Source organism: Leuconostoc citreum (genome assembly GCF_004354555.1).
In the GTDB taxonomy this organism is placed as follows: Bacteria; Bacillota; Bacilli; order Lactobacillales; family Lactobacillaceae; genus Leuconostoc; species Leuconostoc citreum.
The window spans coordinates 398,417-410,894 of the sequence record NZ_PUFH01000005.1 but is presented as its reverse complement, the minus strand read 5'-3'; the positions used below and the strand labels follow the sequence as shown (position 1 = coordinate 410,894).

Sequence of the window (12,478 nt, the reverse complement as noted above, 5' to 3'; positions counted from 1 at the left end):
ATTAAGCTATTAATGAATTTAGGAGAACGTCATGTCATTTAAAGAACTAGACCCTGAGGTATGGAGTGCTATTCAACAAGAGGGTGCCCGTCAAAATCGTACAATCGAGTTAATTGCATCTGAAAATTTCGCGTCAAAGGGTGTTCGTGCAGCCCAAGGATCAGTATTGACGAACAAGTATGCTGAGGGATATCCTTACAAACGTTATTATGGCGGAACGGAATATGTTGATGTTGTCGAGCAATTGGCTATTGATCGTTTGAAGGCACTTTTTGGTGCTGAATATGCCAACGTTCAACCACATTCTGGTTCTCAGGCTAATGCAGCTGCATACATGGCATTTTTGCAGCCAGGCGATAAGATTTTAGGTATGGATCTTGATGCCGGTGGGCATTTAACACATGGTGCCAAGGTATCATTTTCAGGTAAAATGTATCAATCATATACTTACGGTCTAGATGCAGAAAGTGAACAGTTAGATTATGAAGCAATTGCTAAACAAGCTCGTGAAGTACAACCACAAATGATTGTTGCTGGTGCTTCTGCTTATTCACGTATCATTGATTTCAATAAATTCCGTGAAATAGCTGATGAAGTGGGTGCTTATTTGATGGTTGATATGGCGCATATTGCTGGTTTAGTGGCCGCTGGGTTACATCCAAATCCAGTTGGTATTGCTGATGTAGTCACTTCCACAACACATAAAACATTACGTGGACCACGTGGTGGTGTGATTTTGTCGCAAGAAAAATATGCGAAAAAAATTAATTCTGCCATTTTCCCAGGTTCTCAGGGTGGTCCATTAGAGCATGTTATTGCAGGAAAGGCTATTGCATTTGGCGAAGCATTGCAGCCTGAATTTAAAGCGTATGCGGCACAAATTATTAAAAACGCACAAGCTATGGCTGAAGTTTTCACAGCAACCGAAGATATTCGTGTTGTTGCTGGCGGTACAGACAACCATTTGTTTAACTTAGATTTGACAAAAACTGGTTTGAATGGCAAACAGACACAAGAACTCTTAGACAGTGTTTCGATTACAACAAATAAAGAAGCACTTCCCAATGAAACATTGAGTCCATTCATCACTTCAGGTATTCGTATTGGGACACCAGCAATTACGACACGGGGATTCAATGAAGCGGATGCACGCCATGTGGCAGAACTTATTGTGACAGCTATTCATCATTACGATGATGCAAAAGTGCTGAAAGACGTTAAAAAAGAAGCTGAAATTTTAGCTATGACACATTTATTTGAATAATATAATCAGCTGGGTTACCAGCTTTTTTATATTGGAGATTAGTCATGTTAGATAAAAAAAAATTACGAATACAGCAAAAAGAACGCTTAGTTGAATTTGTTGGGGTGCCTAGACAAACCGAAGAGAATAACTTACGCCGTCAATTATTTCATTCATCACAATGGCAACAAGCACAAGTTATTGCTGTCGTATTAAGTACAGCTTTTGAACTAGATACGCAACCTATCATTGAAAAAGCATGGGATGAACATAAAGTGGTGGTGGTACCAAAAATCATGGATCATCAAATGCAATTTATTGCTATTAACGCTGATTCAATGTATACTCGTGCAGCATTTGATATTAAGGAGCCGACAAGTAATCATACTTTTAATGCAGCGGCCATTGATTTGGTTATTGTACCCGGATTAGCATATACTATATCGGGTCAGCGCTTAGGATTTGGCGCGGGGTATTATGATCGCTTTTTAGCTCAGTATACTGGCAATAGTGTGGCATTGGCTTTAAGTGTACAAATGTTAGCAGTATTACCAGTTGAGCAGCATGATCAAAAAGTGGCACATATCATAACAGTATAAAAAGCACATGTAATCTGATAAGATCAGCATGTGCTTTTTTAGCATTTCATTCAACTAGAGGTAAAATATTAACAATTGCGATACGGTCGCTATCGTCATTTTTTAGGCGTTCGATAATTTCGTGATAGCGCTGTTCTGATAACGGCTCTTTTTTATCAAAAGTCAAAATTTTATTATCGATATGATTGCTTGTGCTAGGATATTGTTCAATGCGGTAGATGATGAGTAGTTTTTTATAAGCGAAGGGCTGTACGAGTAAACCTTCTAAATGTGTTTCCACCTTTTCGGTAGTTTGCGTATCAATTGTAGCTTTTAATTTTTGTTTTGCTTTGTTAAAAAGTGGCATTATTTTCTCTCCATGGTTTGTTTGAAATAAGATTGCAGACCTGCAGTTACAGCGTTAGCAATTTCTTTTTGATAGACTGCTGTACGAATATGTTTAAAATCAGAAGGATTATTAATGTACCCTAACTCTAAAAGCGTTGCAGGGCGAGTCACTTGATCTAGGACAACGTACTTAGCGGTATCACTTCCTCGGTTAGGTAGCGGGAGTTGGTTTAACGACTGATGTAATGCTTCAGTGAGTTGCTTACCATTGTTATGATAATAGTATTGGGAAATTCCCGTGGCACTGGTTGCATTGTTTTCATCCCCATCATGATCAAAATGAATAGATATTTGCGCGTCTGCTTGGTACTTTTCTGTTAGGCGTGGAATGTGTAGTAGGGGGATGATAACGTCTGAATCGCGTGTCATGAAAACGCGAGCGCCGGTCTGTTGAAGTTTGTCGCGAATTGCTCTGGCAGTGCTAAGTGTATATGTTTTTTCGAAATGCTTTCCGTCAGCTGAAGATGAGCCATTATCACCTGGCAAGCCATCATACCTTTTATCTGGATCACCACCATGCCCAGGATCAAGGACAATTGTTGCCTCGCTGATAGGGGTGGCAACACGCAATGTTTTCGCTTCAGCGACCCAACTTGCAACCCAACCAATTTTTTCATTGTCTGTACGACGCACTTTGTACCAGCCACGTACTTTCTCCATAATTAGTAAGTTGGTACCCTTTTTTAACGTTGCTGCTGATTGATATTGTATACCAGGACCAGTTCGCAATTGTACGTTCATTGGTCGCGTTGTGATACGGTCTTTGTTAGCAAGCGTGTATATTGATCCAAAAGTGCTTATTAAAACAAAAACCGTAATAATAACACCGATTAAATTGCTTAACAACCATTTTTTTATCATTTCTTACCTACTGAAAATACTTTTTAATGTATAAATATTGTAACATATTACTGTTATATCAACGTGTTCTTTATTTTCAAAAAATGTTACAATGTTTTTATGACATAATAGGGTAAACACTGTTATGAATACATTTAAAGGTTAAAAAGGTAGACACGATGTCAAAAGTCATGGCGGTTAACGCTGGTAGCTCATCATTGAAATTCCAATTGCTAGAAATGCCTGAGGAAACAGTATTGATGCAAGGAATTATCGAACGTATTGGTCAAGATAATGCCGAAATTACAATTAAGTACGGTAAAGATATTGAACCAAAGCGTTTAATTGGTGCCGAAGAAGGTCATATTTCACTAACAAAAAATGGTGGTCAAAAATTTGAACATGAGATGGCAATTAAAAATCACGATCAGGCCATTGATGTCTTACTGCAGAAGTTAACAGATCTTGGTATTGTTAAGGATTTCAGTGAAATTACAGGGGTTGGACATCGTGTTGTTGCCGGTGGTGAGTGGTTTAATCACTCAGTTGTTGTCACAGAAGAAGTCTTGGCAAAAATTGATCGTTTAGCAGACTATGCACCACTTCACAATCCAGCGAATGCGATGGGTATTCGTGCTTTCCAAAAGCTATTGCCAGATGCGCTCTCAGTTGCTGTTTTTGATACATCATTCCATCAAACAATGCCTGAAAAGAACTATCTTTATAGTATTCCTTACGAATATTATGCACGTTATGGCGCACGTAAGTATGGTGCTCATGGTACATCACATCGTTACGTTACAGAACGTGCTGCTGAAATGTTAAACATACCATTAGAACAGTTCAACGCGATTTCTTTCCATTTGGGTGCTGGAGCATCAATTACAGCAATCAAAAATGGTAAATCGTATGACACGTCTATGGGATTCACACCTTTAGCAGGTGTCACAATGGCAACGCGTTCGGGCGATGTTGATCCATCATTGGTTTATTATATTCAAGAACGTGAAGGATTATCTAACGAAGAGATGCTATCTGTTTTGAATAAAAAATCCGGCCTACTGGGTATCTCAACTATTTCAAGTGACATGCGTGATTTAGAAGATGTTCAAGACACAAATACGCATGCCAAGTTAGCATTAGATATGTTTTATGATCGTGTTATTCGTTACGCTGGACAATACTTTGCTGAACTGGGCCGTGTTGATGCGGTTATCTTCACAGCTGGTATCGGTGAAAACGATGCAGTAACACGTGCTAAGGTGTTAGAATCACTTGCTTTTGCTGGTGTGAAGCTCGACGCTGAAGCCAATAACGTTCGTGGTAAAGAAACTATTTTGACAACACAAGACTCATCTGTTGCTGGATTATTGATTCCAACTAACGAAGAGTTGATGATTGCACGTGATGTTGAAGCATTACGTTAACTAAAAAAAGCACGAGTCAATGCGCAGAGACATTTGGCTAGTGCTTTTTTTGTTGGGCATATGAGAATGATTTGCCTAATCAAATAACGCTACCTTAAAGATAGATTTTTTTCATTAGTTTGCTATTATAGCTCAAAAATCAAGTATAATAGAAATATGAAACAATTTAGAGTAGAAAACTTAAAAAGTACATACGGCGAAAAAATTTTATTTGATGACATCTCGTTTTTAATCACCGAGGGTGATCGCGTTGGACTTATCGGCGTCAATGGCTCTGGCAAGACATCATTACTGAATGCTATTTCGGGTGTTCATCTTGCTGACGGTGGCACGATTACCACACAAAACGACTATACCATTGGCTATTTAACTCAAGACCCGAAATTAAACGATGATGCTTTAGTAATGGATGCCATTCTATCGGGAAGTCAACCTATTTTTAAAACAATTCGCGCTTATGAGTATGCTTTACAGCAGTTTAGCGCAAATCCCACGGATCCCAAAATTGCCCAAAAATTTGAAATTGCTCAGAATGAAATGGATACGGAGGATGCGTGGACAACAGAGGCGCATATCAAATCGATTTTAACGCAGCTACATATGCCAGAATTACAACATCGCGTACGCGAACTTTCTGGTGGTCAACGCAAGCGTGTTGGTTTAGCGCAAGTACTAATTGAAGCACCGGATTTATTGATTCTAGACGAGCCAACCAACCATCTTGATTTTGATTCTATCGCTTGGTTGGAAAAATTTTTGAGCGACTATAAAGGTGCAGTTCTGGTGGTGACGCATGATCGTTACTTTTTAGATGCTGTCACAAATCGTATTTTTGAATTATCTTTCGGTCAGTTATACGAATATAAAGGTAACTACCAAGATTACATGACCGGTAAAGCAGAGCGCGTTGCACAAAGTAAACTAGCTGAACATAAGCAACAACAGTTGTATAAGCGCGAATTAGCATGGATGAGAAAATCTGCCAGAGCACGAACAACAAAACAGACAGCCAGAGAAAATGCTTTTGCCGAGTTAGAATCACAAATGGGAAATTTACAGGTCGATGAAGATGTTGCTGTTAACCTTGGGCAACAGCGACTTGGTAAGAAAGTCATTGTCATTGAACATGCTGGCGTGACGTTTGGACAACAAGTTATTTTAAATGACTTTAATCTGCGTGTGTCTTCTGGCGATCGCATTGGCATTACTGGTGCAAATGGTGCAGGAAAATCAACGCTTCTCAATGCTATCGCAGGGAAATTACCCTTAACCAGTGGCACAATAGAACTAGGAGATACCGTTAAGTTAGCCTATTATACTCAAGTCACAGAAGATATTCCTGAGGATAAGCGTGTGATTGCTTATCTTTCTGATGTTGCTAGTGCTGTAACAGACAAAGATGGCAACCAAATTAGTGTATCTGACTTATTAGAGCAGTTTTTATTTCCACCGTTTATGCACGGTACGTTAATTCGTAAGTTATCTGGTGGCGAGAAACGGCGGCTGTATTTGTTGAAACTACTTTTGCAACAGCCAAATGTTTTGTTACTTGATGAACCGACAAACGATTTAGATATTGGCACGTTAACCGTTTTAGAAGATTTTTTGTCCCGTTTTTCTGGTGCTGTCATTACGGTTTCCCACGATCGTTATTTCTTGGATAAGGTAGCAACAAAACTATACATGTTCCAAGGTAATGGTAATATTGAGCAATACAATGGTTTATTTAGTGACTATTTAGATGAGCAATTATTACAGTCACCAGAAACTGATAAAATAGCGCCGAACGCCAAGCCTGTGATAACCAAAGCAACCAAGAAAAAATTGACTTATCAAGAAAAAAAAGAGTGGGCCACGATTGAAGATGAAATTACTGAAATCGAGTCAAGCATTCGAACCATTCCTGATAAAATGGCACAGTTTGGTACTGATTATGTTAAATTGGGTGAATTACAAAAAGAACAAGAGCAACTAGAAAAACAGTTAGATGAAAAAATGACACGCTGGAGTTATTTGAGCGAGATTGTTGAGGGATAGGCAGATGATTAATCAATCATCTGCTTTTTTAGCGTTTTTAGATTGATTTCGTATTATTTGTGGAGGTAATCATGATGAATTTAAGAACACAATTATTAGCACTAACAATGACCGAAGGGATTGGTCTAGTCACCCGCACGCGCTTATTGCATTTTATAATTTCTGGTAATTTACCAACACAGTATCCTTGGTCGTTAGAAACGATTACACGATTAGCTGAACCACAACAATGTATGCGTATTGCGCAATCTTATGATAAAGCGCTGGATAGGGCGTCGACTTTTCAATTACCTTATCTTAGTTATTTTGATGAAGCCTATCCTGAGGCATTACGCGAAATCCACCAGCCACCGTTGATATTGTTTTATGAAGGTAATTTAGATGCACTTAAATTACCAAGTTTATCTGTTGTTGGGACACGGCTAGCTACACCATACGGACTAGAAACGATTCGGCATTTATTACCAACGGTGATTTCCAAGGGTATATCAATTGTGTCAGGTCTAGCGCAAGGGATAGATGTTATGGCACACCAGATAACTTTTGCAGCGTGTGGTGTGCCTATTGGTGTCATTGGTACAGGATTAGATGTGGTATATCCTAATCGACATGCTGCCTTACAAAAACAAATAGCGAATTCAGGCTTATTGATTAGTGAGTATCCAGCCGGTAGCAAACCACTCAGGTCACATTTTCCCGAGCGTAATCGTATTATTGCTGGTTTATCATCTGCAACATTAGTCATTGAGGCTAAAAAACGTTCGGGTAGTCTAATTACAGCTAATTTAGCGTTACAAAATAATCGTGATGTTCTGGCGGTGCCTGGTAGTATTTTTTCAGAGACAGCGCAAGGCACCAACGAACTATTGAGCTTGGGTGCAAAACTCGTCGTTCAGCCGGAAGATATTTTAGAAAGTGTGCAATTACTTAATACAATCTGATATGCTATATACTAAGAAGTAAAAAATAAGGCATATACCAGATGGCAGAATCAGAAAAAAAGAAAACAACCACAACAAAAAAAACTAAAAAAACGACAACAAAAACAAGAAAAAAGAATCTTGTCATTGTGGAAAGTCCTTCGAAGGCAAAAACAATTGAGAAATATCTCGGAAGTACCTACAAAGTAATTGCTAGCCTAGGACACGTGAGAGATTTACCTAAATCAACATTAGGGGTCGATGTCGATAATAACTATGAACCAAAGTATATTAATATTCGTGGCAAAGGCGATATTATTAAAGGTTTGCGTCAAGCAGCTAAGGCAGCCAAAAATGTTTACCTAGCAAGTGACCCGGATCGTGAAGGCGAGGCAATTGCTTGGCATCTGCAGCATATACTACAACTCGACGATACGGCACCAAATCGTGTAGTATTCAACGAGATAACAAAAGATACTGTAAAAAATGCTTTTAAAACCCCACGTTTAATCAATCAAGATTTAGTAGACGCGCAGCAAGCACGTCGCATACTCGATCGGTTAGTGGGATACTCTATTTCGCCAATTCTTTGGAAAACAGTCAAGCGTGGGTTGTCAGCTGGCCGAGTACAATCTGTTGCTCTCGGCCTTATTATTAAACGAGAAAAAGAAATTCAGTCTTTTGAACCGGAAGAGTATTGGACATTAGACGCCGTATTTAAAAAAGGACGCTCAAAAATTCAATCAGTTTTTTATGGTGTGGATGATAAGAAGCAGCAGCTACCAGATAATGATAGTGTTCAAGATGTTTTAAAGCGTCTTAATCGCAATGAGCCCTTTGAAATTGCAAAAGTTGAAGCGAAAGAACGGAAACGTAATCCGCAGCGTCCGTTTACAACTTCTACTTTACAACAGACGGCTAACACTCAGTTGAATTTTAGAACACGAAAAACAATGATGGCAGCACAACAGCTGTATGAAGGCATTAATCTCGGTAGGGGTATTGGACAGACAGGACTCATTACCTACATGCGTACAGACTCAACGAGAATTTCTGAGATGGCACGTCACGCCGCAACACAGTATATACATGAAACTTGGGGAGAAGAATACGCGCAGCATCAACTAGTTAAACAACCTAGTGCTGAAGGCATACAAGATGCCCATGAGGCAGTTCGACCAACAGATGTGACACGAACACCGGATAGTATCAAAGATAAATTAACCCCTGATCAGTTCAAACTATATAGTCTCATTTGGTCGCGATTTGTTGCAAGTCAAATGACCCCAGAAATTTTAGATACAATGGCCGTGACAATTACTCAAAACGGTGTCTTATTCCGAGCAAACGGTTCCAAAACGAAATTCCCGGGGTTTACTAAAGCTTATCCAGCCGCTAAAGAGAAAGATAATACATTACCTCATTTAGAAGAGGGCGATCAAGTTAAAATAGAACAAACCGATCCTGAACAACATTTTACCCAACCGCCTGCACGGTACTCCGAAGCTGCTTTAATTAAAGCTTTGGAAGAAAATGGTGTTGGTAGACCTTCGACTTATGCGCCAACTCTTGAAACGATTCAAAAGCGAAATTATGTACGATTAGACGCACGTAAATTTGTGCCTACTGAACTCGGTGAAATTGTGCAGACAATTGTTGAAGAAAGCTTCCCTGACGTGACCAATACACAGTTTACAGCTAGAATTGAGCATGAGTTAGACGAGGTCGAAGTTGGTGCAAAATATTGGGTTCCGGTCATTGATGAATTTTTCAAACCATTTTCAAAAGAAGTTGAAAAAGCTGAAACAACATTAGAAAAGATTATCATGCATGATGAGTTGGCTGGTATTGATTGTTCAGTTTGTGGAGCGCCTATGCTTGTAAAAATGGGGCGTTATGGCAAGTTCTATGCGTGTGCTCGTTTCCCAGATTGTCGTCACACGGAGACAATTGTTAAAGAAATTGGGCTTTTGTGCCCAAAATGTCACAAAGGACAAATTGTTGAGAGAAAAACCAAAAAACAACGTACTTTTTATGGTTGCTCAAGATACCCTGATTGCGACTTTGTTTCTTGGGAGAAACCAACAGATAAAACTCTACCAGATGGCACAACACCAAAAGAAGATAGTGAAAATCAAACAAAAACTACAGACTAAGATTAAGTTCTCACAATGTCAATACCATGACATTATGAGAACTTTTTTCTCTAACATATGTAGATTAAATAAAAATAACATTTTACTAAAATAGGATTGTTTTTTATGAAAATTAAGAGTAGAATATGATTTAGGTTATGGAAGCGCTTACATTTAAACCGTGAAACTTACATTTTAATTATGGAAAGTGAGAGGAATAAGAATGAACTACCTCATATTGGTAAGTCATGGTCAGTTTTCAGAGGGATTAAGAGATGCTTTGAGCATGTTCATTGGTGATGATATTGAGCAGGTTAGAGCTATTGGATTAAAATCGGGTGAAGATACGACGAACTTTGGCAGTCGATTTAAATCATTACTCAGTGATATAGCGCCTGATGACGGCTTAATTGTTTTGGGTGATATCATAGGGGGCAGCCCATTAACGACAGTAACTGATATACTTAATCAGCAACAGCGTCTATCAGAGACGATAGTCTTGGGGGGGATGAACTTCCCCATGGCTTTGAATGCTGCCATTTTAAAGAACACGATGAGCGGGGACGACTTAGTATCAGCTGTATTGCATGAGGCGACCACAGCAGTGAAACAGTTTGAACTCATTGAAGCAGACGAAGATGAAGACGAAATTTGAAGGGAATTAAGATTATGAGTATTTCATTTGTACGTATTGACGATAGAATTATTCACGGGCAAACTGTTACGCGTTGGGCCAAAGAATACCCCTGTGATGGACTGATTGCAGTCAACGATGCTGCGGCAACTAATCCAGTATTAAAAGATGCTTTCAAAAGTGCATCAGAAAAAAAGACCTTTGTCTGGACTTTAGCTCATTTTAAAGAAAAAGCGCAACAAGTACTTGACTCTGAGAGACAATATTTCTTAATTACCAAAACACCACAAGATATGAAAACTATTCTTGTTGATTATGGGTTTGTGCCTAGCGATATTGAAAAAGTAATTGTCGGGCCTGCTAATGATCGTCCTGAGGCTATTAAATTAGGAAACAACCAATCCATCACACCTGAGGAGGCACAGGCATTTGAAGCAATTCAAGCTAAAGGCTATCAGGTTAAACTGCAACTCTTACCTGATGTTTCGATTGGCTACTGGAATGACTTCAAAAGTAAATTTAATCTGTAATTCAGGTAAATGAGAGGTTGAGAATATGACGATTAGTTGGTTACAAGCAAGTATCTTAGGTATATTTGCCAGTTTGTCATCCATGCCTGGTATGGCTGGGTCGACAATTGGTAATTACACTTTGGGACGACCATTAGTGGGTGGTTTAGTCTGTGGGTTAATCTTAGGCGACTTAAAAATGGGTATTGCTGCAGGTGTCGCCATGCAGTTGGTCTATATTGCCTTGGTTACACCAGGTGGTACAGTGTCGGCTGATGTGCGTGCGGTTTCATATATTGGTATTCCATTAGCAATGGTAGCCATTCACTCACAGGGGTTAGCAGCAACATCAGCAAACGCAGCCGATTTAGCCAAGTCAATGGGTACTTTGGTTGGTACTGTTGGTACAGTCCTTTTCTATGGTACAGCAACAATGAACCTTGTGTGGCAACACATGGGTTGGCGAGCTGTTGAAAGAGGTGAGTTCAGAAAATTGTATGCCGTTGATTGGGGCTATCCTTGGATTTCACATCTTATATTTTCTTTTATCCCAACAGTTTTAATGACACATTTCGGTTCTAGCGCTGTCCAGGCACTAAAAACCGCGTTACCAATGGATGGGATACCAATGAAAACGTTGTTTACCGTTGGTGCTTTACTACCATGTGTGGGTATTGCAATTTTGCTTAAGCAGATAGTTGATGGTCCGGTTGATTTCATTCCGTTCTTTGTTGGATTCACTTTTGCGGCTTCCTTAAAATTGAACTTAGTATCTGTTACAGTGGTATCGTTAATTTTTGCTATGATTTCTTATAAGTTAGATATGGCGATTAATACAAATCGACAAGCCGCGCCAGCTAATACAGGTGGCACAGTTGATGATGAAGAAGATGAGGACATATAAAATGGAGAATACAGGTAAGAAAATTTCTCGTAAGACGTTGAATAAGTCTTTTCATCACTGGTTTTATGGTCATCTGACGGCATTTTCACAAGAGCATATGCAGACTTTTGGTTATTTAACATCAATGCTGCCTATTGTTGAAGAATTATATGATAATAAAGAAGATCAAGAAAAGGCAATGAAGACCTATACAGCCTTTTTCAACACTGAACCACAGTTAGGTTCAATTATTGTGGGGATTACCGCCAGCTTGGAAGAAGCACGAGCAAATGATGGGCATGTTGATGATGCAACGATTAATGGCTTGCGCGCTGGTTTGATGGGTCCGATTGCTGGTATTGGTGATTCGCTAGTTGTTGGCACGCTAATTCCAGTTATTCTAGGTATTGCTTTAGGTATGTCAGATGGTGGTTCACCACTTGGTGCTATTTTCTATATTATTGTATGGAATTTGCTTGGTTACTTTGGTATGCGTTTTGCCTACTTTAAAGGTTATGAATTAGGCGATAAAGCGGTTGGTATTTTAGTTGGCGCCCAGGGAAAAGCGATTCGTAAGGCCATCGCCACTGTTGGTGGTATGGTTGTCGGCGGTGTTGCTGCAACCTGGGTGACTGTAAAAACATCATTTACTTTGCGAAATGGTTCAGGAAAAGCATACTTGGTGCTACAGGATAAGCTTGATTCAGTTTATCCAGGATTATTAACAGCCGCTTTTATTGTTTTATGCTGGTGGCTTATGGCAAAAAAGAATATTTCGCCTATCAAAGTCATGTTAATTTTGGTTGTAGTAGCGTTGATTGGTGTACTAACTGGCTTCTTTAACCCAGGACTCAAGTATTAAAG

At 39.3% G+C, this 12,478-nt stretch carries 12 protein-coding genes; 10 read left to right on the top strand and 2 right to left on the bottom strand.

The features are described from left to right. The first annotated feature begins 31 nt into the window (after positions 1-31). Together glyA and C5L21_RS06430 are read left to right on the top strand one after the other, a co-directional pair. Entirely contained in the window at positions 32-1,264 is a 1,233-nt protein-coding gene (gene glyA / locus C5L21_RS06435) for a serine hydroxymethyltransferase (protein ID WP_004906989.1), read from the top strand. 44 nt (positions 1,265-1,308) lie between these two features. After that, entirely contained in the window at positions 1,309-1,842 is a 534-nt protein-coding gene (locus C5L21_RS06430) for a 5-formyltetrahydrofolate cyclo-ligase (RefSeq protein WP_085698983.1), read from the top strand. A 46-nt stretch (positions 1,843-1,888) separates the two neighbouring features. On the opposite strand, the gene C5L21_RS06425 is transcribed toward C5L21_RS06430, so the two are convergent. Beyond that, positions 1,889-2,188, bottom strand: coding sequence for a hypothetical protein (locus C5L21_RS06425; protein WP_012305119.1), 300 nt, complete (start codon positions 2,186-2,188; stop codon positions 1,889-1,891). Continuing rightward, the gene (locus tag C5L21_RS06420; RefSeq protein ID WP_085698985.1) at positions 2,188-3,090 is read right to left on the bottom strand and encodes an N-acetylmuramoyl-L-alanine amidase family protein; all 903 of its coding nucleotides are present in this window, start codon (positions 3,088-3,090) and stop codon (positions 2,188-2,190) included. Before C5L21_RS06420 ends, C5L21_RS06425 begins: the two co-directional genes overlap by 1 nt. 158 nt (positions 3,091-3,248) lie before the next feature. On the opposite strand from C5L21_RS06420, the gene C5L21_RS06415 reads away from it, so the two are divergent. From C5L21_RS06415 to C5L21_RS06380, 8 genes are all read left to right on the top strand, one after another. Further along, positions 3,249-4,496, top strand: coding sequence for an acetate/propionate family kinase (locus C5L21_RS06415; protein ID WP_004899766.1), 1,248 nt, complete (start codon positions 3,249-3,251; stop codon positions 4,494-4,496). Between the two features lie 156 nt (positions 4,497-4,652). Continuing rightward, the gene (locus C5L21_RS06410) at positions 4,653-6,533 is read left to right on the top strand and encodes an ABC-F family ATP-binding cassette domain-containing protein (protein WP_133286214.1); all 1,881 of its coding nucleotides are present in this window, start codon (positions 4,653-4,655) and stop codon (positions 6,531-6,533) included. Positions 6,534-6,604: 71 nt separating this feature from the next. Then, on the top strand, positions 6,605-7,474 hold the full coding sequence (dprA, locus tag C5L21_RS06405) for a DNA-processing protein DprA (RefSeq protein WP_004899762.1): 870 nt from the start codon (positions 6,605-6,607) through the stop codon (positions 7,472-7,474). A gap of 41 nt (positions 7,475-7,515) precedes the next feature. Beyond that, the gene (topA, locus tag C5L21_RS06400; RefSeq protein WP_085698990.1) at positions 7,516-9,609 is read left to right on the top strand and encodes a type I DNA topoisomerase; all 2,094 of its coding nucleotides are present in this window, start codon (positions 7,516-7,518) and stop codon (positions 9,607-9,609) included. A gap of 202 nt (positions 9,610-9,811) precedes the next feature. Next, positions 9,812-10,243: a PTS sugar transporter subunit IIA gene (locus C5L21_RS06395; protein WP_004904015.1), complete on the top strand. Its 432-nt coding sequence runs from the start codon at positions 9,812-9,814 to the stop codon at positions 10,241-10,243. A 14-nt stretch (positions 10,244-10,257) separates the two neighbouring features. Further along, positions 10,258-10,752: a PTS sugar transporter subunit IIB gene (locus C5L21_RS06390; RefSeq protein WP_004906974.1), complete on the top strand. Its 495-nt coding sequence runs from the start codon at positions 10,258-10,260 to the stop codon at positions 10,750-10,752. 25 nt (positions 10,753-10,777) lie between these two features. Next, a complete protein-coding gene (locus C5L21_RS06385) occupies positions 10,778-11,635 on the top strand; it encodes a PTS mannose/fructose/sorbose/N-acetylgalactosamine transporter subunit IIC (protein ID WP_004899753.1) in 858 nt (285 codons plus the stop codon). Between the two features lies 1 nt (position 11,636). Next, positions 11,637-12,476 (top strand): PTS system mannose/fructose/sorbose family transporter subunit IID, encoded by an 840-nt coding sequence (locus C5L21_RS06380; protein WP_004899750.1) that lies wholly within the window; start codon positions 11,637-11,639, stop codon positions 12,474-12,476. Positions 12,477-12,478 lie beyond the last annotated feature (2 nt).